The sequence below is a fragment of the Streptomyces sp. KMM 9044 genome, from assembly GCF_024701375.2.
Lineage (GTDB): Bacteria > Actinomycetota > Actinomycetes > Streptomycetales > Streptomycetaceae > Streptomyces.
On sequence record NZ_CP113910.1, the window covers coordinates 6,178,193 to 6,203,620 of the forward strand.

Here is a 25,428-nt window from a genome sequence, read left to right on the forward strand (position 1 = left end):
TGTACCGCATTTCCGGCATGCCGCCGACGTCTACCCAGGTCATCCTTCGACAACGCGTCGAAGAGGTCAGCAGGCGTCTTCACTCGGACTTGCTGGCCTTCGTGAGGACAGGGCTGTTGGTGCATGGGACGAGAGGCGAGGCGGGCTCGGACGTTTCGGTGCGCATGATGCGGGTGAGCAGGGGGCCGGTGATCGCTGTGGTGGTCACCGCCATCACCACCATCAGGGAGTAGAGCCTGTTGTCCAGTACGCCCAGTTCCAGGCCCACGCCGAGCACCACGAGTTCGGTGAGCCCGCGGGTGTTCAGCAGGGTGCCCAGCGCGGCGGCGTGGCGGTTGTCCAAGCCGCCGAGCCGGGCTCCGAGGTAGGCGCCGAGGAACTTGCCGGTGACGGCCACGACGAGGATGGCGGCCAGTTCACCGAGGTCCGACGCGTTCAGCCGGGAGAGGTCGACCTTGAGGCCGGAGAGCACGAAGTAGACGGGCAGCAGGAGCAGGCCGCACAGCGGTTCGACCCGTTGGAGTACGCCCGCGCGCAGCGTGCCGCCGCTGCCTCGAGGCATGACGGCACCGAACAGGAACGCCCCGAAGATGTAGTGCAGGCCCAGCCACTCGGTGCAGGCCGCCGAGACGAGTAGCCCGCCCAGGACCAAGGCCAGGAAGTCCCGTCCCGATCCCGGGCCGTCCGGCTCCGAACCGGGGCCCCGCTCGCTCGCCCCGCGGAGCAGCGGGCGGACGACGGTGACCATCAGGGCGACGTAGGGCACCAGCAGCGCGAGGCGCCAGTCAAGCTGCTTGCCCGTGGTGACGGCCACGACTACTGCCAGCAGGGTCCATGCCAGGAGGTCGGTGATCGCCGCGCACGTGAGAGCGGTCGTGCCGAGCCGGGTGTGGGCCAGCTTGCGGTCGGCGATGATCCGGGCCAGTACGGGGAACGCCGTCACGGCCATCGCGACCGCGAAGAACAGCACGAAGCCCACGGACGACACATGTTGGTGCATGCCCATCAGCGGCCACGCGAGCGCCGCGCCCAGACCCAGTGGCAGCGCGGTCGAGAAGAGGGTGGCCCACAGGGTGACCGGGCCTCCTCCACGCAGGATGCCGAGATCGACCTCCATGCCGACGATGAACATGAAGAGGGCGATGCCCACACCGGCGAGCGCACCCAGCAGCGGCCGAACCTCGGTGGGGAAGAGAGCGCCGGAGAGGTGTTCGCCCAACAGCGTGGGCCCGAGCAGTACGCCGGCCAGGATTTCGCCGATGACCGACGGCTGGCCCAGGGCGCGCGCCACCGCGCCCATGACGCGGGCCAGGCCCAGGATGAGGGCCAGGTCCAGGAGGAGGTAGACCGTCTGCGAGGTCGTCACCTGGGGTCGCCGCCCTCGATGACCCGTTGGTACACGCCTTCGAGGGACTGCTCCGTGAGCAGCCGGCTCACGGAGATGCGGTGGCCGGTCTCACGCTCCAGTGCCACCACGAGACGCAGCACGTGAAGCGACTCCCAGTGCAGCAACTGATCAAAATCGGTGCCCAGTTCGAGCTTCGTCAGGGGGAGACCCAGCTCGTCGCGCACGATGTCCAGGAAGGCCGAGCGGGTGATCACGAGGGCCCCTCGAAGTCGTTGGCGAGCTGGAGGTGGTCGGGGACACCGGGCACCTCTTCGAGGCTGTGGCGGAACTCGGCCTCCGCCTCGGTGCTGTCGTTGCGGGTGAAACCGAGTGTGGGGTAGAAGTCCGCGAACCGGCGGTTGCGCTCGGTGGCGCGATACGTCCCGGTGACGGCCGTGTGGCCGAGCGCGCGGGCGTGGGTCAGGAGGGACACCATGGTCGCCGTCTCGACTCCCCGGTCGAAGACGCGGCAGCTGAGCAGCATGTTGTCGATGTGCAGTGCGCTGCCCCGGCGGCGGGCGAAGACGGCGCCGATCAGTCCGTTGTCGCCGAAGCGGTCGGCCGACCGTACGGAGAGCACCAGGCACTCGGGGTCCGCGCATCGTGTCGTGACCTCGGCCGCGCTCAGACGTTCACCGGTGAGGTTGAACTGGTTAGTCCGCAACGTCAGTTGTGAGAGCCGCTCTGTTTCGAATCCCTTGGTGCGCGATACGGCGACCGTGACACCGAGGTCCCGGAGGTAGGACTCCGCGGATCCGGCGGCGTCACGAAGCTGCTGACGCGCCGTCTGTGTGTGGTAGCTCTCGCTCCGGCGACGGTCCTCGTCGGTGAGCCGAGGGGTCGCGAACCAGTCGTCCATGAGCAGACGTTCGACGTGCAGGGCGGGTTCGTCGTCCAGCCCTACCACGGCGACCTGCGGCAGCGTGGACGCGACCAGGCCGCACTCGGCCGGGGAATCGTCGACGAAGACGAAGCTGTCCAGACCAAGATCGAGTTCCTGGGCGATGAGGCGCAGATTCGCATCCTTGGACTGCCAGTTGGCCACAATCCTGACGAAATTCCGCTGACGTAACGCCATGTCCGTGTGCTCGGCGAGAACTTGGAGGACGAGCGCCTCGTCGTTCTTGCTGCACACTGCCAACAGCACGCCCTGCGATGACAGTTGCCGAACAACGCGCTGGAAGGCGCCGAACGCCTCACCGCGCAGCGTCGAGGCCGCCGCGATGCCGTCCGGGCCGTCGTCGCCGAGTATGCCGTCCCACAGCGTGTTGTCGAGGTCCACAACCAGGATCTTCCTGCTCCGGCCACGAAACGCACGGACAAGGTGGGCCACTTCGCGGGCGTAAGCGGCAAGCAGCTCGTCACTCAAGCGCATCTTCGCGTACTGGGCCATCCGCGCGTCGCTGAGGGGACCGCTCGCGGCCATCAGCGGCTCCATGTCGATGACCGCGATACGGTCGGAGCGGGCGGCGAGCCTGAGCAGCCGGATGTTCAACTCCCGCCACACAATACCTATCTGACAGCGCGTCGCGTAATCGATGACCTGATGGGTCAGCGAGCGCGGCAGGGCGATGGTGTTGAGCACCAATCGTCCGGAGCCCTCGGTCAGGTAACGCTCGGTGAGCTCTTCGAGTTCGGTGCCGAAGTCGGATGCCGCCGCCTCCACATCGGAGGCGGTCCATGGCCCGGGGAGTCGGTCGAGTACCGCCTGTGCGTCCAGGACGCAGAGCACGGCTTCGAAGCTGCCGGTGTAGAGCCGGCCTGTCGTGTCGCTCAGATCCTTGCGATACGAGGCGAAATCGCTGACGTAAGGATCGAGTACCCAGCCATGCCTGGCGAGTTCGGCGGTCAGCGGAGCGATCAGCCCATCGAGGGTGGACCAGCCGGTCACCGCGAGCGACACCGTCTGTGTCCCGGGATGGCGCTCTTTGATCAGATCGGGGTCAAGCCGTTTCAGCAGCGTCCCGGCACGTATCAGGTCGGCGGCTGTGCCGTCTGCCGCAATGTCGGCCAGGATCCCGGCCACCGAGCCGTAGTGCTCGGCAAGATCACCTTGGCCGGCAAGGTCACGCAGGCGGGCGAGTGGCGCTTTTGTCACTCGTAACTCCTTGTCGTACACAGGAAACTGACGCGACCACACGACGCGACGGAGTTGATCGTAGGCGGTCATAAGATAGTCGCCAAGGATCAAGTTGGGCCATGTAAGATCCAAAAAATTGCTCGCCGACCGGTGGATCTCTGTCCCCGGGGACCAAAGGGCGGGCAGCGACAGTTGGGGGGCTGTGGTGACGGGACCGTGTACGGCCAATGAGGCCGACAAGACGTGTGTTCGCGTTGATCCGCCCCTGGCCCGGCCGTCGAGACCGTGACATCCACGCCCTGTTCACTCCGCGATCGCTCTGTCACTGCTCCCGCGTTCGTCCCGCTCGCCGCATGCCGATGAACGGCCGCAGGCTCACCGGAAGGGGAAGTCATGCTCGCTCGAAGGGTCATCGTTCACTCCTGTTACGCAGGAACTCCGAGCTTCGACGAGGCGTCAACAGAGGCGGCGAAAAGGGAAGTCGGGCTTCTGAGGGAGCGCCGACTCGCGGAACTGGCGGCTTTGTCGGGGCACCGTGATCCGGCGCGGATCGACTGGAACGCGCGACGATTTCCGGTCCTCGCCGCGCTCGCTCCGGTGATGACCTCCGTGGAGGGTGAGATCACCTATCCCGGCGATCCCATGTGCCTGTACGCCGCGCTGAGCGTGGTGGTGGACAACGGGCTCCGTTCGGCCCGGCACGGCGCGGGCGACGCCTCACCGTTCTCGGACCTCTGCCCGGACTGGGGCACTCCGGTGACGAAGCGGCAGCGGCTGACCGCGGAACACGGTCTGCGCGCGTGGGACGAGAACGACAGCACACCCGACCACACCGTCTTCGACCCCAGGGTGTGGGACGAGCGGGCGCAGGCCGACCTGCGCGCCGAACTCGTCCGCCGTCAGCCGCGCGTCTTACTGATCAGCACGGTCTCGCCCGGGCATCGCTACGCCCTGGAGATGGCCGCCGTCGCCCGCGACGTCGTGCCCGACTGCCTGGTCGTCTTCGGCGGCCGCCACATCGACGAGACCATGCGGTATGTGCCCGCCGGGAAGACCCTCGCCCTGGAGTACAGCAGCACCCTGCGCGCGATCGACGATGGCCGGGTGGGCCCGGTCGTGGACTTCCTGGTCTCCGGTGAGGGCTACTTCGCGCTCGACCTGCTGATGCGGGCCATCGCCCTCGCCATGGACCTGGGGCGCACCCGGGCCGGCGTTGGCGATGTGGTACGAATGCTCGACCTGCTGGGAACCGCCGGTGAGCGCATACCCGGGTCGTCCCTGATCTGCGCCGTGCTGCCCGAGGCCGTGGAGGCCTTTCCCGTCCGTGGCCCCCAGTTCGACCTGGCCAACCTGCCCTCCCCGTACCAGGGTTTCGCCGTCCGCTCCCGCTTCCCTGTCTTCCCGCTGGCCGACGGCAGCGCCGCCCGCACGGCCCATATGACCGTCTCCAACGCGTGCCCATACCACTGCGACTTCTGCTCGGAGTCGGCGGTGCTCGCCGGCGGCCTCAAGCGCTTCGTCAAGTCGCCGGCCGAGGCGGCGCTGGAGCGGGTCTGCGAGTACGTGAGCTACGGCGCGGAGGCCGTCTTCTTCGACGATTCCATCTTCTGGAGCGGCACCTTCCCGGCCATCCGAGCCTTCTGCGCGGCGCTGCGGGCCGCCCGCACCGCGTCGGGGTCCGAGGAGCTGCCGGAGCGCTGCCGGAAGTGGATCAGGGACGACGCGGACTGGGAGCGCCTGCGGAACCTCCAGGTCGGCTGTCAGGTGACGGTCGACCTGCTGACCACACTGCACAAGGAGCAGGACGTCCGGGAGGTCCTGGACGCGCTCCGCGAGGCCGGGTGCACCTACCTTTACATGGGTATCGAGAGCATGTCGGCCGAGGTGATGCAGCACGTGCACAAGAACGTCCGCCGCAGCACCGACTTCCCCTGGAACGCCAAGGTGCGCATGGCCCTGGAACGTATCCGGGACGCCGGTATCCCCGTGGGCAGCTCGGTGCTGTTCGGCCTGGAGGGCGAGACCAGGCGGTCCATCGAGGAGACGATCGCCGAGGTGGGGCAGCTCATCGACGACGGCCTGCTGGTCCTGGCCAGCCCTAACATCCTGACGTACCACCCCGGCACCCCCATCACCAGGGCGCACGGGATGACGGAGAAGCTCGACTACCACTCGCCGGACGTGGAGAACCGCCCGCCCTACACCTTCTTCGAGGAGGCGTTCCCGGGCGTGGTCTCGCTGCGGCTGAGCGAGGAGGAGGTCTGGTTCATCCATGAGGCCACCGCGAAACGCTGGGGCACCGTGCGCAACTCCGCCGAGCCGGAGCCCCGGACCGCTGCCGCGGTCACCGTATGAGGCCTGAGGAGAGCATGGGCATGGAGAAGATCCTGGACACGCTGCGCGCGGTGGTGGCCGAGCGCGGCAAGGGGCTGCCGGACGAGGATTTCGTGCTGCGCAGCATGTGGGGGGTGGACTACCGGTCCCAGCCCACGGCGTACGAACGGTTCATGGTTTACAGCTTCGTCATGGCGCAGACGGTGCGCCAGGGCTGTTGTTACGCCGACTTCGGAACCGTCGATCTCGGGGAGTCGCACGACGCGCTGATCGGCCGGGACGCCCGCGAGGTGCGCGGCGGCACGGTCGCGGAGGACATCGCGATCCTCGATTCCGCCTTCGGCGTCCTGCCCCGCGAGCCGTACCGGACACTGAGCATCGACGGCACGCCGGAGCGCAAGGCGCTGGCCCGGGCCGAGGTCGTGGTCGGCGAGGCGATGGAGCAGCTGCGCCGGACCGGGGGACGCCGGGTCGCTCAGGTCGGGGTCATGGGCAATCTGATCCACTTCCTCCAGAAAGAGGACGTTTCCCTCACGGTGAGCGACTTCGACCCGGAGCTGATCGAGCGCGGGGTCCTCGGAGTCCCCGTGGTGTCCGGCGACGAGAGCGCGCGGCTCGTCGCGGAGAGCGATGTCGCGCTGGTGTGCGGGGAAACCCTGGCCAGTGAGACGCTCGAAGAACTCGTGCTGACGGCACGTCGACACCGCACGCGGCTGGTCGTGTTCGCGGTCTCAGGCTGTCACTTCGCCCAGGAGTACTGCCGCACCTTCGGAATCGACACCGTCATCTCCGAACCGCAGCCGCAGTATCTCTTCCAGGGTCCCTCGACGCTGGAGATCCATCGCAAGGACGCTTAGGCGTGAAATGCCTTGTGATTAAAAGGCTTTGATGCGCCATCAGTATTTTTATTTCGTCAATTCGTTCGACAGCACATTGGTACGATGGTCATTCGGACCGACGGTGGTTCAGCCGCTGACTCGTCGCTAGGAGTGCAAGACATGAGCCTCGGTGAACTGTTCGAGGAGCGGGCGCGGCGCAGTCCGTCCGCGACCGCCGTCGTCTGCGGCGACGAGCGGCTCTCCTACGCCGAACTCGACGCTCGGGCCAACCGGTTGGCCCGGAGGCTGCTGGCTGGGGGAGCGGGGCCCGAGCGCCTGGTCGCGCTCGTCCTCGGCAGAGCGGCGGATACCGTCGTGGCCCTGCTCGCCGTGGTCAAGTCGGGTGCCGCGTACGTACCCATCAGCCCCGGCCATCCGGCCGAGCGCATCTCGCTGATCGTCCGTGACTCCGCCCCCGTCTGCGTCCTCGCCGACGCCGCGACGGCACCCGGCCTGCCCTCGCTCGACGTTCCCGTCCTCGTGCTGGACGACCAGGACACGGCCGATGGCCTCGCCGGGCTGAGCGACGGACCGGTCGGCGACGACGAGCGCGGCGGCACCCGCGACGCCGGTCAGGCGGCGTACGTCATCTACACCTCCGGATCGACCGGCGTCCCCAAGGGCGTTCTGACCACGCACGCCAACGCCCTGCGGCTTTTCCGCCGTGAGGACCACTGGCTGGAGTGCGGCCCCTCGGACGTCTGGGCGTGGTTCCACTCGTACGCCTTCGACTTCTCCGTGTGGGAGATCTGGGGAGCCCTGCTCACCGGGGCACGGCTCGTGGTCGTACCCCGGGACGTCAGCCGCTCGCCCGGCGAGCTGCTCCACCTGCTCGCCCGGGAGCAGGTCACCGTCCTCAGCCAGACGCCGTCCGCCTTCGACGAACTGCTGGCCGCCGGTGTCGAGACGGGGATCTGGCCCCGGCTCGCCCTGCGCCGCGTGGTGTTCGGCGGCGAGGCCCTGTCGGCGCGCGCCGTCTCGGAGCTGCACGAGGTGCTGCCCGACTGCCGCGCGGTCAACATCTACGGACCGACCGAGACCACCGTCCACGCCACCGTCGGCTACGTGGAACCGGACGGGAACCCTCCGTCGATCGGGCGCCCGGTCGACGGCTCACGGGTCTTCGTCCTGGACGCGTCGCTGCGTCCTGTGCTCCCCGGGGTCACCGGCGAGCTGTACGTCGCCGGAGCCGGACTCGGCCGCGGCTACCTCGCCCGCCCCGGCCTGACCGCCACCCGGTTCGTGGCCAACCCCTTCGGCGAACCCGGCGAGCGGATGTACCGGACGGGTGATCTCGTCCGCTGGCGCTCCGACCGCCGCCTGGAGTTCGTGGGCCGCGCCGACGGCCAGGTCAAGCTACGCGGCTTCCGCGTCGAGCTGGGCGAGATCGAAGCGGTGCTGGCCGAGCATCCCGCCGTGGCCCGGGCCGTGGTGGCGCTGCGCGAGGACCGGCCCGGGGACAAGCGCCTGGTCGGCTACGTCGTCGCGGAGCGGGACGAGGAGCTGGCCGAGCGCGAGTTCGCCTTCGCCAGGCTGCTGCGGGACTACCTCCAGCGGCGACTGCCGGAGCACATGGTCCCGTCCGCCTTCGTCGTCCTGGACACCTTCCCGCTGAACGCGAACGGCAAGCTCGACCGCTCCGTGCTGCCGGAACCCGACGCCGGGACGATCTCGATGGGCCGCAGACCCCGCAATCCGCAGGAGGAGATCCTCTGCGACCTCTTCGCCGAGGTGCTGGGTCTGCCCTCGGTCGGCGTGGACGACAGCTTCTTCGACCTTGGTGGCCACTCGCTCATGGCCACCCGCCTGATCAACCGCATCCGGGCCACCCTGGGTGCCGAACTGGCCATCCGGATGCTGTTCCAGTCACCCACCGTCGAGGGCCTCTCCCGGCGCATCGACAGCTCCGGCACCGTACGTCCCCCGGTGCGGCCGATGGAACGGCCCGGTCTGGTGCCGCTGTCGTACGCCCAGCGGCGGCTGTGGTTCCTCCAGAAGTTCGAGGACTCGCCCGCCTACAACATCCCCCTGGCGCTGCGGCTGTCGGGGGAGCTGGACCGGGAGGCGTTGCGGGCGGCGCTGGGTGATGTGGTGGGCCGGCACGAGAGCCTGCGCACGCTGTTCCCGGAAGTGGACGGTGTCCCGGCTCAATCGGTGCTGACGGACATCCGGATACCTTTCCTGCCGACAGAGATGTCCGAGGAGGAGTTGACCGCGGCGTTGGCGGCTTCGGCTCGGCGGGGGTTCGACCTGGAGCGTGAGCTTCCGCTGCGGGCGGAGGTGTTCGTGGTGGGTCCGCGGGAGCATGTGCTGTTGTTGTTGCTGCATCACATCGCTGGTGACGGGTGGTCGTTGGGGCCGCTGACGCGGGATCTGGCGCAGGCGTACGGTGCGCGGTGCCGGGGTGAGGTTCCGGTGTGGGAGCCGTTGCCGGTGCAGTACGCGGATTACGCGTTGTGGCAGCGGGAGTTGCTGGGGTCGCAGAGTGATCCGGGGAGTTTGTTCAGTGCGCAGGTGGCTTTCTGGCGGGATGCGTTGGCGGGGTTGCCGGAGCAGGTGAGTCTGCCGTTCGACCGGCCGCGTCCGGCGGTGGCGTCGTCGCGGGGTGAGGTGAGTCCGTTCGTCCTCGGTGCGGGTGTGCACGGGGGTGTGGTGGCGCTGGCGCGTGAGTGTGGTGTCAGTGTGTTCATGGTGTTGCAGGCGTCGTTGGCGGCGTTGTTCACGCGTCTGGGTGCGGGGACGGACATCGCGTTGGGTACGCCTGTGGCGGGGCGTACGGATCAGGCGCTGGATGAGTTGGTCGGGTTCTTCGTGAACACGCTGGTGCTGCGGACGGATACCTCCGGTGATCCCTCGTTCCGTGAGTTGCTGGGCCGGGTGCGGGAGGTGGATCTGGCGGCGTACGGGCATCAGGATCTGCCGTTCGAGCAACTGGTGGAGGTGCTCAATCCGCAGCGGTCCCTGTCCCATCACCCGCTGTTCCAGGTCTCTCTGGTCCTCCAGAACACCCCGCAGGGCACGTTCGAACTTCCGGGCCTCGAACTCGCCCCGGAACCGACATCGACGGGCAGCTCACGCTTCGACCTCTTTCTGAGCCTGTGGGAACGTCGCGCCGCCGACAGCTCCCCGGGCGGCCTCGACGGCGTCGTGGAGTTCGCCACTGACCTGTTCGACCGCAGCACGGTCGAGACCCTCGTCACCCGCTGGGAGCGGCTGCTGGAGGAGTTCGTCGCGGCTCCGGACCGCCCGATCGGCTCCGCCGACGTGCTGTTCCCGGACGAGCGGAGGGCGCTGCTGGACGGCGTCGCCGACGGTGGCGCCCCGGCGCCCTGGGTGCCGCTCGGTGTGTCCGTGGAGCGGCAGGTGGCCCGGGAGCCGGGTGCCCTCGCCGTGGTGTGCGGGGACGAGGAGCTGACCTACGAGGAGCTGAACGCGCGGGCGAACCAACTGGCCCGGGTGCTGCTGGAGCGTGGCGCGGGCCCGGAGACGGTGGTCGCTCTCGCCCTGCCCCGCTCCGCCGACCTTGTGGTGGGATTCCTCGCCACATTGAAGGCGGGCGCCGTCTACCTGCCGATCGACGTCCACCTGCCGGCCGAGCGCATAGCCTTCATGCTGGCCGACAGCGCCCCCGCCGCCGTGGTGACGGTGGCGCCCTGGGCGCACGTACTGCCCGAAACCACCGAGCTTCTGCTCCTGGACGATCCGAAGTCGGCCGGAAACCTGGCCGGGCGGTCCGCCACCGACGTCACCGACGCCGAGCGCGGCGCGCCCCTGACGCCCGACCACGGCCTGTTCGTCCTCTACACCTCGGGCACCACCGGCATCCCCAAGGGTGTGGTCATGCGCGCCGGTGTGTACGCGAACATGCTGGTCTGGCACGAGTCCATCGTCGGCGGCGGGGTGGGCCGCCGAGTGGCCCAGTTCACCGCGCTCACCTTCGACGTGTCGGTCCAGGAGATGCTCTCCAGCCTGGTCGCCGGCAAGGAGCTGTGGCTGCCCTCCGAGGAGGTGCGCCGCAGCGGTGAGCTGCTCGCCCGCTGGCTGGACGAGAACGCCATCGTGGAGCTGCACGCCCCCACGCTCGTCATCGACGCGGTCTGCGAGGCGGCCGACGAGCACGACCTGCCGATGCCCGCGCTCCGGCTGATGTCCCAGGCCGGTGAGGCGCTGAAGCTCAGCCGGCACATCCGGCGGTTCTTCACCACGCACCCGCACGTCGAGCTGCACAACGTCTACGGCCCCACCGAGACGTACGCCATCACCGCCGAGGTGCTCACCCGGGATGTGGCTGAGTGGCCCCCTGCGGCCTCCATCGGCCTGCCCATCCCCGGTCAGCGCGTCTACGTCCTGGACGAGGGGCTGCGGCCCGTGCCGCCGGGCGTGCCCGGTGAGTTGTACGTGGCCGCCCGGGGCGCCGCCCGCGGTTATGTGCACCGGCCCGGCCTGACGGCGGAGCGGTTCGTGGCCGACCCGTACGGTCCGGCGGGTTCGCGGATGTACCGCACCGGTGACCTGGTGCGCTGGCGCGCCGACGGCAAGCTCGACTACCTCGGACGTACCGATCACCAGGTCAAGGTCCGCGGGTACCGGATCGAGCCGGCCGAGATCGAGAACACCCTCACCGCCTGCCCAGGCGTCGGCCAGGCCGTCGTGCTCACCGACACCGACAACGGCCCCGCACGGCTGCTCGCCTACGTCCAGATGGCGGACGGCAGCGACCTGTCCTCCGGCGCGCTGCGCGAGTACGTGGCCGCCCGCCTGCCCGACTACATGGTGCCGTCCGCGATCATGGTTCTGGACGAGTTGCCACTGACGACGAACCGCAAGGTGGACCGGCGGGCGTTGCCCAGGCCCCGGCTCGAGAGCGCCGACCGCCGCCGGGCGCGCAGCCCGCGCGAGGAGATCCTGTGCGAGTTGTTCGCCGAGGTGCTCGGTGTGCCCTCGGTCGGTGTGGAGGACAACTTCTTCGACCTGGGCGGGCACTCCCTGCTGGCGACGCGGCTGATCAGCCGGGTGCGCAGGGTGCTGGGCGCGGAGCTGCCGATCCGTACGCTCTTCGAGCGGCCGACGGTGGCGGGGCTCGTGGGGGCGCTGGACGACGGGGGCGAGGTGCGTCCGCCGCTGCGGGCCGTACGGCGGCCCGAGGTCGTACCGCTGTCGTACGCGCAGCGTCGGCTGTGGTTCCTGCACTGTCTGGAAGGCGCCACGCCCACCTACAACATGCCCGCCCAGCTGCGGCTCTCCGGCCCGCTGGAGGAACAGGCGTTCCGGGCGGCGCTGGGTGACGTGGTCACCCGGCACGAGAGCCTGCGCACCGTCTTCCCCGAGATCGACGGGGTACCGCGTCAGCTGATTCTCGATCCCGCCGAGGCGGAGGTCGACGTCACGGTCACCGACGCCTCCGCCGGCGGCCTCGGAGCCGCCATGGCCCGCTCGGCCCGCCGCGGTTTCGAACTGCAGCGTGAACTGCCCCTGCGCGTCGACGTGTTCGTGCGTGGTCCCGAGGACTACCTGGTCCTCGTCGTGCTGCACCACATCGCGGGCGACGGCTGGTCGCTGGGGCCGCTCACCCGGGACCTGGAGCGGGCGTACGACGCGCGGCGCCACGGCGAGGCACCCTTGTGGGAGCCGTTGCCGGTGCAGTACGCGGACTACACGCTGTGGCAGCGGGAGCTGCTGGGCGCGCCGGACGACCCGGACAGCCTCCTCAACGCGCAGCTCGCCTTCTGGAAGGACGCGCTGGCCGGGCTGCCCGAGCAGCTGAACCTGCCCGCCGACCGGCCACGCCCCGCGGTGAACACCTACCGGGGCGACGCCCTCGGCCTGCGCTTCGGCCAGGCCGTGCACGGGGGTGTGGTGGCGCTGGCGCGTGAGTGTGGTGTCAGTGTGTTCATGGTGTTGCAGGCGTCGTTGGCGGCGTTGTTCACGCGTCTGGGTGCGGGGACGGACATCGCGTTGGGTACGCCTGTGGCGGGGCGTACGGATCAGGCGCTGGATGAGTTGGTCGGGTTCTTCGTGAACACGCTGGTGCTGCGGACGGATACCTCCGGTGATCCCTCGTTCCGTGAGTTGCTGGGCCGGGTGCGGGAGGTGGATCTGGCGGCGTACGGGCATCAGGATCTGCCGTTCGAGCAACTGGTGGAGGTGCTCAATCCGCAGCGGTCCCTGTCCCATCACCCGTTGTTCCAGGTCATGTTCGCCCTGCAGAACGCCCCCGGCGGACAGGCGGAGCTTCCTGGAGCCGGCGAGCGGCCGGAGCACGCCGACGAGCACGGCGAGCGCGTCGGAACCTCCCGCTTCGACCTGTTCTTCAATGTCACCGAGACCTACGGTCCCCAGGGCGAGGCCAACGGCCTCGACGTGGTGGCCGAGTTCAGCACCGACCTGTTCGACCGCGTCACCGTCGAGCTGATCGGCCGGCGCTGGGAACTCCTTCTCCAGGCGCTGATCAGCGCCCCCGACGGCCCGATCGGCTCCGCCGACGTGCTGTTCCCGGACGAGCGGAGGGCGCTGCTGGACGGCGTCGCCGACGGTGGCGCCCCGGCGCCCTGGGTGCCGCTCGGTGTGTCCGTGGAGCGGCAGGTGGCCCGGGAGCCGGGTGTCCTCGCCGTGGTGTGCGGGGACGAGGAGCTGACCTACGAGGAGCTGAACGCGCGGGCGAACCAACTGGCCCGGGTGCTGCTGGAGCGTGGCGCGGGCCCGGAGACGGTGGTCGCTCTCGCCCTGCCCCGCTCCGCCGACCTTGTCGTCGCCCTGCTGGCCACTGCCAAGACGTACGCCGCGTTCCAGCCCATGGGCCCCGACTGGCCGCAGGAGTGGGCCGAGGCCGTCCTCGCCGGCACGTCGCCCGTCCTCGCCGTCACCGTGTCCGGAGCGGCGGCGGCCTTCCGGCCGGCGATCCCGAAGCTGACCCTGGACGACCCGGTGCTGCTCGCCGACCTGCGTGAACGGCCCGCCCACGACCTCACGGACGCCGAACGCCCCGCCCCGGGTACCGCAGCTCAGGCCGCGTACGTCGTCCACGCACCGGGGCCCCGGCAACCTCTGCTGCCCGTCGTCGTTCCCGGCACCCGCCTCACTCAGCCGGAGGCGACCCCGGCCACCGGCGACGTACGGCCGCACCGGTCCGTCCTCACCACCGAGACGGGCGTACGGGACCTGCTGGCCGCGCTCACCTCCGGGGGGACGCTCGACCTCACCACGGCCGAGGATCATGATCCGGCGGCGTCCGCGGCACGCCAGGACCTCATCCGTGCCGAGGGCGGGACCCGCGCCCATGTGCTGGACGACCGGCTCGGGCCCGTGCCGCCCCAGGTGCCCGGCGAGCTGTACCTCGCCGGGCCGGAGCTGGCGCGCGGCTACGCCGGCCTGCCCGCCCTGACCGCCGCCCGCTTCGTGGCCGACCCGCACGGGGCGCCGGGGGCCCGGATGTTCCGTACCGGTGAGATCGCGCGCCGGGACGCCGACGGAACGCTGTACCGCCTGGGCCCGGTGGAGGAGCAGGCCGAGATCCGCGGAGTCCGGGTCGATAGACCGGCCGTCGAGGCCGCCATGGACGCGTGCCCCGGGGTGCTGCGGTCCGCGCTCGCCGTCCGCACCGCAGGCTCCGGCACGACGGACACACCGGCCCGCGAGGACGCGCTGCTCGTCGGCTACGTCGTCCCCGCCCCCGGCGCGGTGATCGACCCGGTGGACCTGCGCCGGCAACTTCAGGAGCGGCTGCCGGACCCGATGGTCCCCGACGTGGTGCTCACGCTCGACGCCCTGCCGGTGACCGCCTGGGGCACGCTCGACCGCGCGGCACTGCCGGCGCCGAGCTTCGGGCCCGCCCGGCACCGCATCGCCCGGGCGCCGCAGGAGGAGATCCTGTGCGAGCTGTTCGCGGACATCCTCGGCGTCCCCGAGGTCTCCGTGGACGACAGCTTCTTCGACCTCGGCGGCCACTCGCTGATGGGCATCCGCCTCACCTCGCGCATCCGGACCGTGCTCGGCGCCGAGCTGGGCGTGGGACACCTCTTCAAGGCCCCCACGGCCCGGGAGCTGGCCACCCTGATGAACGAGATGCGCGCCGGCACCGTGCGGCCCCCGCTGCTGCCGGCCGAGCGTGAGAACCCGCTGCCACTGTCGTTCGCGCAGCGCCGCCTGTGGTTCCTCCAGCACATCGAGCCGGGCCTGACCGCGTACAACATCCCGCTCGTGCTGCGGCTGACCGGCCGCCTCGACGAAGAGGCCCTGCACCGGGCGCTCGACGACGTACTGGCCCGGCACGAGTCCCTGCGCACCGTCTTCCCCGAGCGGGACGGCGCCCCCCACCAGCTCGTGGTGGAGGCCGGCCGGGCGCGGACCGACTACACCGTGACCGACGTGGACCCGGAAGGACTCGATCCGGCGCTGTCCGCCGCCGCCGAGCGGGGATTCGACCTGGAGCGCGACCTCCCCGTCCGGGCCACGGTCTTCCGGCTGGGCCCCGACGAGCACGTTCTGCTGCTCGTGCTGCACCACATCGCGGGTGACGGCTGGTCCATGGGCCCGCTCACCCGCGACCTGGGACGGGCCTACGCCGCCTGCTGCCGCGGACAGCGGCCCGGCTGGGAACCGCTGCCCGTCCAGTACGCCGACTACACCCTGTGGCAGCAGCGGCTCCTGGGCGCGGACAACGACGAGGACAGCCTGATCAGCAGCCAGCTGGCCTACTGGTCGCAGGCGCTGGACGGGCTTCCGGAGCAGATCGCGCTGCCGCTGTCCAGGCCGCGCCCCGCCGTGAACTCCTACCGTGGCGACGTCACGGCCTTCGCGCTCGACGCCGCGCTGCACCGGGACCTGGCCGACCTCGCCCGGACGAGCGGCACCAGCCTCTTCATGGTGCTCCAGGCCGGACTGGCCACGCTGTTGTCCCGGCTGGGCGCGGGCGACGACATCCCGCTGGGCACCCCGGTCGCGGGCCGGATGGACGAAGCCCTGGACGACCTGGTCGGCTTCTTCATCAACACCCTCGTGCTGCGCACCGACCTGACCGGCGACCCCACCTTCCGGGAACTGCTGGAACGGGTGCGGGAAGCCGACCTGGCGGCCTACGCCCACCAAGACCTGCCCTTCGAGTACCTCGTGGAGCTGCTCAATCCGCAGCGCTCGCTCTCCCACCACCCGCTGTTCCAGGTCTCCCTGGCGCTCCAGAACACACCCCAGGGCGCCTTCGAACTGCCCGGTCTCCAGGTGGAGATGGCGAGCGTCGAGGCCAAGTCCGCCAAGTTCGACCTGTCCTTCCAGCTCTACGAGCGCCGGAGGGCGGACGGAGAGAGCGCCGGCATCCAGGGAGCGGTGGAGTACTCCACCGACGTGTTCGACCGGGCTACCGTCGACGCCCTCCTGGCACGCTGGCGGAGCCTGATGGAAGCGCTGGTGGCCGCCCCCGACGAGCCCGTCAGCCGGATCGGACGGCGCAGCGCCGCGGCGGGCCGGCCGGCCACCGCGCCGTCGGCCGGGAGCGTCGAGTTCGCCGAGATCACCGCGGCGGTCACCGCGCACCCCGAGGTCGTCGAGGCCGAGCTGGCCGTGCGCGAGGACGAGCCCGGGCAGCCGCGCCTGGTCGTCTACGCGACCGTCGGCGAAGGACACGGGCTGGACGAAGGCGCGCTCATGGCCCACCTGCGGCTGCGCCTGCCCGACGCGCTGCTGCCGTCCTCGGCGGTGCTCTTCGAGCAGCCGCCGGCCGACGACGAGGACGACGAGCCGTACGACACGGCCGACGCGCTCGGCGCCGCCGCGGTCCGCCCGCCCGGCTCGCCGCGCGAAGAGCTGCTGTGCGCCGTGTTCGCCGAGGTCCTCGAACGGCCGGTGGTGAGCGTGGACGCCGGATTCTTCGAACTCGGCGGACACTCCCTGCTGGCGGTACGCCTGGTGCGGCGCGTCCAGGAGACCTTGGGGGCAGAGGTCAGCGTGCTCGACCTGTTCGAGGCACCGACCGTGGCCGAACTGGCCGTCAAGCTTGACCAGGGCACGAGCACCGATCCCCTCGGCGTGCTGCTGCCCCTGCGCCCGCGCGGCGACCGGCAGCCGGTCTTCTGTGTGCACCCGGGCTCCGGCGTGAGCTGGTCGTACGCGCGGCTCGCCCAGTACCTGCCGGCGGACCGGCCGCTGTACGCGCTCCAGGCGCGTGGCCTGACCGGCGGCGAACCGCGCCCGTCCGGCATCGAGGAGATGGCCGCGGACTACCTCCGGCAGATCCGGTCCGTGCAGCCCGAGGGCCCCTACCACCTGCTCGGCTGGTCCTTCGGCGGTGTCGTGGCCCACGCGATCGCCACGCGGCTCCAGCGGGAGGGGGAGAAGGTCGGGATGCTGACCATCCTCGACGCCTACCCGCTGAGCGCCCTGGCCCGCGAGGTGCCGGTGCCCGACAAGCGGGAGATCGTCTCGGGCCTGCTGGCCTTCCTCGGACACCCGGTCGAGGAGGGCGTCCCGCTCGACTTCGCCGAAGCCGTGCAGATCATGCGCGGCCGGGGCAGCGCCCTCGCGGCTCTGGACGACCGGGCCATCGAGGGGGTCGTGGACACCTTCCAGAACAACATCGTGCTCCAGCGCGCCTACCAGCCGGAGGTGTTCCAGGGGCCGGTCCGGCTGATCACGACCAGCGCGAACACCCACCAGAAGGACTGGCCCGGACAGGACACCTGGCGGCCGTACGTGGACGGCGAACTGCACGTCCACGACGTCGCCACCGAGCACGGCCGGCTGCTGGACGCGGAGGCACTGGCCGCGTATGGCCCGGTCGTCGCGGCCGATCTGGACTGACACCCACCGGGTCCGGACCGACCCCCACCGACCTCCCCGACCGCCGGGGTGGGCGCGCGCCGCGCCCACCGGCCGGACCGGAAGCCGTACCGAGAAGCCCGTAGGGCGAGACGTCGTACCAGAAACGCACCGACAAGCCGCACCGAGAAAGAGGGAACGACATGACGAACCCGTTCGACGACCCGGACGCCACCTACCTCGTGCTCGTCAACCACGAGGCGCAGTACTCGCTCTGGCCCGCCTTCGCTGAGGTCCCGGCCGGCTGGACCGTCGCCCACGAACAGGACACCCGACAGGTCTGTCTCGACTACATCGAGGCCAACTGGACGGACATGCGCCCCAAGAGCCTGATCGAGGCCATGGAGGGTTCCGCGAGCTGACGACGCCGTGGTGACCCGCACACCGGAGACAACGGCACGCGCTACTTCGAGGTAAAGAAATGGAAACCAGGTCCACACCACCACGATGGCTGCTCCGCCGTCCCAGGGAGGGTGCTGCCGCCCGCCTCTTCTGCCTGCCGTACTCCGGTGTCGGGGCATCCATGTACGCGCGCTGGCCGCGGCGGATCGGCCCGGCCGAGGTCTGCCTGATCCAGCTCCCTGGCCGGGAGAACCGGGCGAAGGACCCCCACTACGGCACCTACGAGGCGCTCGCCAAATCGCTGACCGGGGCCTTGGAGCCGTACCTCGACGTGCCCTTCGCCTTCTTCGGCCACTGCAGCTCGGCACTCGCCGCCTTCGAGACCGCGCGGCAGCTCCACCGCAAGGGCATGCCGGTGCCCGACCGGCTCTTCATCTCCTCCCAGGTCGCGCCGCACGACGGGCCCTACGGCCGCTTCCTCGGCATGACCGACGACGAGCTGGCGGCCGAACTCGCCGGACTCACCCGGGCGATGGGCGGCGAACCCGACCCCGAGATGATCCGGTTCGGCCTCGGTGTCATGCGTGCAGATGTCGAGGCGAACAAGCGGTACCGGCTCCCCGCCCCGGAGCCGCTGCCCAGCGGCATCACCGTGCTCGGCTGGAAAGACGACGCCGAGGTGGCGCCCGCCCTGATGACGGGCTGGCGTCAGTACGCCGACGACGTGCGCTTCACCACGCTCCAGGGCTCCCACCACAGCTTCCTCACCGCGCCGCTGGCCCTGCGCGCCGAACTCGAACTGGACCTCAAGACCGCCCTGGAGGGCAGGCAGTGACCGCCGACCTCACACCGGCCGCGCGGGCCGACGCATCCAGCGTGCACGCGCTCTTCGCGGCACGGGCCGTGGCCACCCCCACCGCCCTGGCGGTGACCTGGCGCGACCTGACGCTCACCTACGAGGAACTCGACACCCGGGCCAACCGGCTGGCGCACCACCTGCGGGCGCGGGGCGTACGGTTCGAGACGCCCGTGGCGCTGTACGTCGAGCGCTCCCTCGACCTCGTGGTCGGCCTGCTCGGCATCCTCAAGGCCGGAGGCAGCTACCTGTCCCTGGACGCCACCATGCCGACGGAGCGGCAGCGCGCCGTCCTCGAAGACGCCGGCGTGACGACGATCCTCACGCAGGAGAGCCTTCTGCCCGTCCTCGCCGACGGCCTCGACGTCGTCTGCCTCGACCGGGACCGCGCCGAGGTGGACCGGATGCCCGCCACCGCCCCGGCCGTCGACGTCCACGGCGACACCATCGCCTACCTCGCGTACACCTCCGGCTCCACGGGAACCCCCAAGGGGGTCGCCGTCCCGCACCGCGCCGTCCTGCGGCTCGCCCTCGACCCGGACCACGTGTCCGTGGCGGGCGACGACATCGTCCTCCAGTTCGCCTCGCCTGCCTTCGACGCGTCGACCTTCGAGATCTGGGTGCCGCTGCTGTGCGGGGCGCGTCTCGCCGTGTATCCGGACTCCGGCGCCTCCCTCACCACCCTGGTGGACACGGTGCACCGCGAGGGGGTCACCGTGCTGTGGCTCACCGCGGGCCTCTTCCACCGGCTCACGGAGCGGCAGATCGCGAAGCTGTCCAGCGTGCGCCGGCTGCTCGCCGGGGGCGACGTCCTCTCCGCCGCCCAGGTCGACCGGGTACGGGCCCTGCTCCCGGACCTGGACGTCGTCAACGGGTACGGCCCCACCGAGAACACCACGTTCACCGCCTGTCATCTCGTCACCGGCCCGCCCGGAGCCGGCGGCGTGCCCATTGGCCGTCCCGTCCTGAACACCGGCATCCGGATTCTGGACGACAAGCTGCGCCCCGTACCGGACGGCGAACCCGGAGAGCTGTACGCCACCGGCGAGGGCCTGGCCCGTGGCTACGCGCGGCGCCCCGCCGCCACCGCCGAGCGCTTCGTCGCGGACTTCCTCGCCGACCGCCCCGGCGCGCGCATGTACCGGACCGGCGACCTGGTGCGCCGCCGTCCCGACGGCACGCTGGAGTTCCTCGGACGCATCGACCAGCAGGTCAAGATCCGTGGTTTCCGCGTGGAGCCGGGCGAGACCGAGGCCGTGCTCACCGCGCAGCCCGGGGTGCGCGACGCCGTCGTCGTACCGCAGCCGGGCCCCGGTGGCGACCGCAAGCTCGTCGCCTTCTTCGTACCCGAGCGCGGCGCGCGGCCCTCCACGCTGACTCTGCGGCGCCGGCTCGCCGAGATCCTGCCCGGCTACGCCGTACCGGCCTCCTTCGTCCAGCTTGACGTGCTGCCGCTGACGGCCAATGGCAAGGTGGACCGGGCCGAGCTGGCCGACCGTGTCAGCGAGGAACGGCCCGAGGTCACGGCCGGGTTCACCCCGCCCGGCACCGCACTGGAGGCCGCGCTCGCCACGGTCTGGACGGACCGGCTCGGCCTGACGGAGGTCGGCGTGCACGACGACTTCTTCGAGCTGGGCGGCTACTCGCTGGTGGGCATGCAGATCACCGCCGAGATCGCCGCCGAGTACGGCGTCTCCATGACCGCGCAGCGCTTCTACGAGAACGCCACGGTCGCGGGTCTCGCCCGGGCGGTCGAGGAACTCCTCGCCGACCGCCGCGGCGGAGAGGAGCAGCTGTGAGAATCACCGTTCCGCCGCAGCGGCCGGACGTCGACCTGGAGAAGATCGACCTCTTCGACCCCGGTCTGTACGCCGACGGCGATCCGCACCCGATCTGGAAGGTGATGCGCGCACAGGCACCGGTCCACCACCAGGTGCTCCCGGATGGCCGTGCCTTCTGGTCGGTCACCCGCTACGCCGACGCCTGCCGGGTGCTCGACGACCACACGGACTTCACCTCCCAGCGCGGCACCCTGCTCTCCGCCCTGGACCTCGGCGACCCGGCCGGCGGCAAGATGATGGCGGCCACCGACCCGCCCCGGCACTCAGCGATGCGGGACCCGCTGGCCCGCGCCCTGGCACCCAAGGCACTGGCGTCACGCGAGCACCTCCTGCGGGCCGCCGTCCACGCGATGCTCGCCCCGGCGCTGACCGAAGACCGCTGGGATCTCGCCGCGGCCGCGGCCGCGTTCCCCATGGCCTTCACCGGCGCCCTGATGGGCGTCCCGGAACAGGACTGGCCGCGGCTCACCCGGTGCACGACGATGGCTGTCGCCCCGGACGACACCGAGTTCCAGGAGGGCGACAGCGCGACGACGCTGATGAGCGTCCATCACGAGCTGTTCGAATACTTCGCCGGGGAGATCCGGGAACGCGCGGGCGACCCGCCGGACGACCTGATCGGCTTCCTCATGACCATGAACGCGGGCGGCGAACCGCTCGACGTGCAGGAACTGGTCTACAACTGCTACAGCCTGCTCCTCGGGGCCAATGTCACCACCCCGCACGTCCTGACGGGCCTGTTCCTCGCCCTGATCGAGGACCCGGACAGCTTCCGCCGCATGGCCGAGACACCCTCCCTGATACCCAGCGGGGTCGAGGAGGGGCTGCGCTGGTCGTCACCGGCCAACCACTTCATGCGGTACACCCTGCGGGACGTCACCCTCGCCGGACAGCACATCCCGGCCGGCTCCGCGGTCGCGGTCTGGCTGGGCTCCGCCAACCGCGACGAGTCGGTCTTCGAGGACCCGTACCGCTTCGAGGTGGCCCGCACCGGCAACCGGCACCTGGCGTTCGGTTACGGCAACCACTACTGCGTCGGCGCCTCGCTGGCCCGGATCACGCTGCGCATGCTCGTGAAGGAGATGTTCGCCCTGTTCGAGTCGATCGAGCTCGATGGGCCCGTGGAGCACCTGCGCTCCAACTTCGTGGCCGGAATCAAACACATGCCGGTGCGCACCAGGCTGTGCCCGGGTGCCGCCCAGACGTTGGCGGTGTGACGTGACCGTACCTGGCACGGACGCCGCACCCGGCGATCCCACCACGGCGTTCCGGCAGGCCCGGGACGTGCTGCTGACCCACCACGACGATCATGAGCGGGCCTGCCGGGAGTTCTCTTGGCCCCGGCTCACCGCCTTCAACTGGGCCCTCGACTGGTTCGACGTGGTGGCGCGCACACCCGAGCGCCGCGATGCGACCGCGCTGCACGTGATGGACCTGGCGGCCGGCACGGGCGGTGACACGTCCCTGACGTACGCCGAGATGTCCGAGCGCTCCGGCCAGGTCGCCACCTGGCTGGCGGAGCTGGGCGTACGGCGGGGCGACCCGCTGCTGCTGATGCTGGACAACCGGGTGGACCTGTGGATCACCCTGCTGGCCGCGCTCAAGCTCGGCGCGGTGGTCGTCCCCGCCACCACCCTGCTCGGCGAGGACGACCTGAGCGTCCGCATGCGGCAGGCCGGCGTGCGGCACGTCGTGACAAGGGCCGCCGACACCCCGAAGTTCCGCCGCATCCCGGGAATCCGGACGAGGATCGTCAGCCTGTCCGCCACTGACGGCCGCGCCCCCGAGGGCTGGCACGACCTGGCCACGGCCCCTCGGGTCGGCTCCGCCTTCCGGCCCGAGGGGACGACCCTCGCCACGGACCCGCTCTTCCGGTACTTCACCTCCGGCACGACCTCCCGGCCGAAGCTGGTGCAGCACAGCCACGCCTCATACCCCGTCGGTCAGCTGACGACCATGTACCTCGTCGGCCAGCGCTCCGGCGACACGCACACGACGATCGCCCAGCCCGGCTGGGCCAAGCACGCGTGCAGCATGGTCTTCGCGCCGTGGTCCGCCGAGGCGGGCGTACTGGCCCTCGCGCAGCCCCGCTTCGACGTCGAGGCGACACTGGACGCGCTGGTCAGGGGCGAGGTGACCACGTTCTGCGCGCCGCCGACCGTCTGGCGCATGATCGTGCAGCAGCCACTGGACCGGTGGAAGGTCTCGCTGCGCGAGGCCGTCTCCGCCGGCGAACCGCTCAACGCGGAGATCATCGAACGGATCCGGAGGGCCTGGGGGGTGACCGTCCGTGACGGCTACGGGCAGACGGAGGCCACCGGACTGGTGGGAAACCCACCGGGCCTCCCGGTCAAGCCCGGGGCGATGGGCCGCCCGCTGCCCGGCTACCGGGTCGAACTGCTGGGCCCGGACGGACTCCCCGCAGAGGAGGGAGAGATCTGCCTCGACGTCACCGAGCGCCCGCTGGGCCTGCTGACCGGTTACGCCGACGACGAGGGACAGCCGCTGGACCCCTGCGCCGGGCGGTGGTACCGCACCGGGGACGTGGCCCAGCGGGACGTCGACGGCTACTACACCTACGTGGGGCGGCAGGACGACGTCTTCAAGTCCTCCGACTACCGCATCTCACCGTTTCAGTTGGAGAGCGTGCTGCTCCAGCACGAGAGCGTGGCCGAGGCCGCGGTGGTGCCCGCGGCCGACGAGAGGCGACTGGCCGTGCCCAAGGCCTACGTGACCCTGGCCGCCACCGCCGAACCGTCGCGCGAGACGGCCACCGAGCTGTTCACCTTCCTGTCCACGCGCCTGGCTCCTTACCAGCGCATCCGCCGGATCGAATTCGCGGAGTTGCCGAAGAACTCCTCGGGCAAGATCGAGCGCTCCGTGCTGAAGGCCTTCGAGACGTCGTCCGGGCAGCGGAGGGACACCGAGTTCCGCGAGGAAGACCTGCTGAACCGACGCCTGCCGCAGCAGGACTCATCACCCGTCGTACCCAACTGATCCACGAAATGAAGAGGGGGAACTCCGTGTTCCATCGCAAGGACGTAGTTTTCAAGAAGCCGTCGATCTTCCGGCCGGGAATCGAGGAGTACGCGGAGGCTCATTCGACGCCGTCGTCCGAGGACCTGGAGGAGCTGCACGCCGACACCGAGCGGCTCTGCCCGGAGTGGGCGGACATCGCGACGTCGTCGGCGCAAGTGTCCTTCCTGTCGATGCTGGTCGACACGGTCGGCGCCAGACGCATCCTGGAGATCGGCACGTTCACCGGCCACGCCACCATCGGACTCGCCGCCGCGCTGCCGGACGACGGTGAACTCGTCACCGTCGACAGCTACGTGGCCGACGAGCGGGCGCGGGACCTCGCCCTCAAGGCCTTCGCGCGCAGTGCCCACGGCCACAAGATCAAGCTCGTGGAGGCCGACGCGCTGGAGACCCTGCGTACCCTGGAGGGCCCGTTCGACTTCATATTCGTCGACGCGGACAAGCCGAACTACGCCCAGTACTTCGACACGATCCTCGAACGCGGGCTGCTTGCCGACAACGGGATCCTCGCGATCGACAACACCCTGTGGGGTGGCATCGTCGTGGACTCGCTGACCCAGAAGTCCGAGGACGCGGACCGGATCCTCGCCGCCGGGGACGAGCAGCAGGCCGTCAGCGGTGACGAGTGGCTCTCCACCATGCTCACCGAATGGGGCGCCTATGTGGTGGCCTTCAACGACAAGGTGGCCAAGGACCCGCGGGTGCGGGCCGTGATGCTGACGGTCAAGGACGGCATCACGCTGGTCCGGCACGCCCGCTGAGACCCCCAGGACATCGATGCCTCGGGCCCCGCGCGGGCCCGAGGCATCGACATGCCGGCCGGCCTACCAGCCGGGCGCCCGGAGCACCTCGAAAACCGCCGCCGTCCACAGATAGCCGATGCCCACCCCGATGGTGAGGATCAGGTCGCCCCGGTCGGCGCGCCCGCCGGCGAGCAGGTGATCGAGGCCCGCGAACTGGTCGCCCGCGCCGAGATGACCGTAGTCCTGCGCCCAGGCGTAGACGGTGCGCTCCGGGGCGATGCCCAGCTGGGCGACGTAGGAGTACTCCACGATGGTCCGCCCGATGGCCGGGTGCACCACGAACGCCACCTCTTCCAGCTTGGTGTCGGCGTCGGCGAGCGCCTCGCGTACGACCAGCTCCAGGCTCTCGCCGGTCCGGGCGATGACCTCGTCGTAGCGGAACGGGTCGGCCAGCAGGTAGTCCCGGGTGCGGGTGCGCAGGTCGACGGGCCACTCGGCCGGGTCGGGGCCGGCGGACCAGCCGCCCGTGCCCCGGTACACAGGCTCCAGCGCGGGCACGGAGCGGGAGGCCGTCGACCGCAGGCGCGCGACACCCTCCCGGCGGGACAGCACCACGGCGGTGCCGGCGTCGCCGTACACCTGCTGGTTCTCGGTGCGCCAGCGGTCCACGTAGGGCAGCCGGAAGGCGTCGCCCGTGGTGATCAGCGCGGCGGTCGCGTCGGGCCGGGCGGTCAGCTGCGCGGCGGCCAGCTCCAGCGCGGCGAGGCCGCCGTTGGAGCCCTGCCGGATTTCGACCGCCGGACCGTGCCCGCCGACCGTCTCCCGCTGCACGTAGTGGGCCGGGGTCCAGAAGTCCCGCCCCTGGTAGCCCATGCACCCGTGCAGCACCCACGCGAAGTCCTCGGCGGCGTGCCCCGAGCGCTCCACCGCCCGTTGTCCCGCCCGCGCCGCCAGGACGGCCGGCGCCTCGTCCTTTCCGGCGGTCCGCACCGCGCGGATGCCGTTGGACGCGTGCTCCTCGGCGGAGTAGCGCCCCGCCGCGATCGCCTCCTCCGCACTTTCCGCGTGCTCGGGGAAGTACGCCCCGGTGCCCGCCAGATAGAGATGGTTCCAGCGCATAGC

13 protein-coding genes are annotated in these 25,428 nt (G+C 70.6%); 9 read left to right on the forward strand and 4 right to left on the reverse strand.

The features are described from left to right. Nucleotides 1-79 precede the first annotated feature (79 nt). The 3 genes from HUV60_RS27955 to HUV60_RS27965 are packed head-to-tail and all read right to left on the reverse strand — an operon-like array spanning nt 80 to nt 3,485. Complete coding sequence (locus HUV60_RS27955; RefSeq protein ID WP_257849947.1) at nt 80-1,366, reverse strand: cation:proton antiporter domain-containing protein; 1,287 nt, start codon at nt 1,364-1,366, stop codon at nt 80-82. Further along, the gene (locus tag HUV60_RS27960; protein WP_257849948.1) at nt 1,363-1,602 is read right to left on the reverse strand and encodes an acyl carrier protein; all 240 of its coding nucleotides are present in this window, start codon (nt 1,600-1,602) and stop codon (nt 1,363-1,365) included. The genes HUV60_RS27955 and HUV60_RS27960 overlap by 4 nt, the downstream gene beginning before the upstream one ends. Next, entirely contained in the window at nt 1,599-3,485 is a 1,887-nt protein-coding gene (locus HUV60_RS27965) for an HAD-IIIC family phosphatase (RefSeq protein WP_257849949.1), read from the reverse strand. Before HUV60_RS27965 ends, HUV60_RS27960 begins: the two co-directional genes overlap by 4 nt. A gap of 375 nt (nt 3,486-3,860) precedes the next feature. Here HUV60_RS27965 and HUV60_RS27970 point away from each other — a divergent pair, with 375 nt between their 5' ends. From HUV60_RS27970 to HUV60_RS28010, 9 genes are all read left to right on the forward strand, one after another. Further along, on the forward strand, nt 3,861-5,822 hold the full coding sequence (locus HUV60_RS27970) for a B12-binding domain-containing radical SAM protein (protein WP_257849950.1): 1,962 nt from the start codon (nt 3,861-3,863) through the stop codon (nt 5,820-5,822). Between the two features lie 20 nt (nt 5,823-5,842). Then, the gene (locus HUV60_RS27975; protein WP_257849951.1) at nt 5,843-6,658 is read left to right on the forward strand and encodes a Rossmann-like domain-containing protein; all 816 of its coding nucleotides are present in this window, start codon (nt 5,843-5,845) and stop codon (nt 6,656-6,658) included. 132 nt (nt 6,659-6,790) lie between these two features. Beyond that, nucleotides 6,791-17,467, forward strand: a complete 10,677-nt coding sequence (locus tag HUV60_RS27980) for an amino acid adenylation domain-containing protein (protein ID WP_443047438.1) — start codon at nt 6,791-6,793, stop codon at nt 17,465-17,467. A 161-nt stretch (nt 17,468-17,628) separates the two neighbouring features. After that, nucleotides 17,629-17,847: an MbtH family protein gene (locus tag HUV60_RS27985; protein WP_257849953.1), complete on the forward strand. Its 219-nt coding sequence runs from the start codon at nt 17,629-17,631 to the stop codon at nt 17,845-17,847. A gap of 59 nt (nt 17,848-17,906) precedes the next feature. After that, nucleotides 17,907-18,662 carry a thioesterase II family protein gene (locus HUV60_RS27990; protein ID WP_257849954.1) on the forward strand — a complete coding sequence of 252 codons (756 nt, stop codon included), beginning with the start codon at nt 17,907-17,909 and terminating at the stop codon, nt 18,660-18,662. After that, complete coding sequence (locus HUV60_RS27995) at nt 18,659-20,482, forward strand: non-ribosomal peptide synthetase (RefSeq protein ID WP_257849955.1); 1,824 nt, start codon at nt 18,659-18,661, stop codon at nt 20,480-20,482. The genes HUV60_RS27990 and HUV60_RS27995 overlap by 4 nt, the downstream gene beginning before the upstream one ends. Then, nucleotides 20,479-21,741 (forward strand): cytochrome P450, encoded by a 1,263-nt coding sequence (locus HUV60_RS28000; RefSeq protein ID WP_257849957.1) that lies wholly within the window; start codon nt 20,479-20,481, stop codon nt 21,739-21,741. The genes HUV60_RS27995 and HUV60_RS28000 overlap by 4 nt, the downstream gene beginning before the upstream one ends. A gap of 1 nt (nt 21,742) precedes the next feature. Further along, nucleotides 21,743-23,521 carry an AMP-binding protein gene (locus HUV60_RS28005; RefSeq protein ID WP_257849958.1) on the forward strand — a complete coding sequence of 593 codons (1,779 nt, stop codon included), beginning with the start codon at nt 21,743-21,745 and terminating at the stop codon, nt 23,519-23,521. Nucleotides 23,522-23,547: 26 nt separating this feature from the next. Next, complete coding sequence (locus tag HUV60_RS28010; RefSeq protein WP_257849959.1) at nt 23,548-24,324, forward strand: O-methyltransferase; 777 nt, start codon at nt 23,548-23,550, stop codon at nt 24,322-24,324. A gap of 63 nt (nt 24,325-24,387) precedes the next feature. Here the strand turns inward: HUV60_RS28010 and HUV60_RS28015 are convergent, their stop codons facing one another. After that, nucleotides 24,388-25,425, reverse strand: a complete 1,038-nt coding sequence (locus HUV60_RS28015) for a ketoacyl-ACP synthase III family protein (RefSeq protein ID WP_257849960.1) — start codon at nt 25,423-25,425, stop codon at nt 24,388-24,390. Nucleotides 25,426-25,428: the final 3 nt, after the last annotated feature.

Bases quoted from the DNA above. Each gene is read 5' to 3' on its own strand.
- HUV60_RS27970 (WP_257849950.1), top strand. From the start codon at position 3,861: ATGCTCGCTCGAAGGGTCATCGTTCACTCCTGTTACGCAGGAACTCCG.
- HUV60_RS27975 (WP_257849951.1), top strand. From the start codon at position 5,843: ATGGAGAAGATCCTGGACACGCTGCGCGCGGTGGTGGCCGAGCGCGGC.
- HUV60_RS27985 (WP_257849953.1), top strand. From the start codon at position 17,629: ATGACGAACCCGTTCGACGACCCGGACGCCACCTACCTCGTGCTCGTC.
- HUV60_RS27990 (WP_257849954.1), top strand. From the start codon at position 17,907: ATGGAAACCAGGTCCACACCACCACGATGGCTGCTCCGCCGTCCCAGG.
- HUV60_RS28015 (WP_257849960.1), bottom strand. From the start codon at position 25,425: ATGCGCTGGAACCATCTCTATCTGGCGGGCACCGGGGCGTACTTCCCC.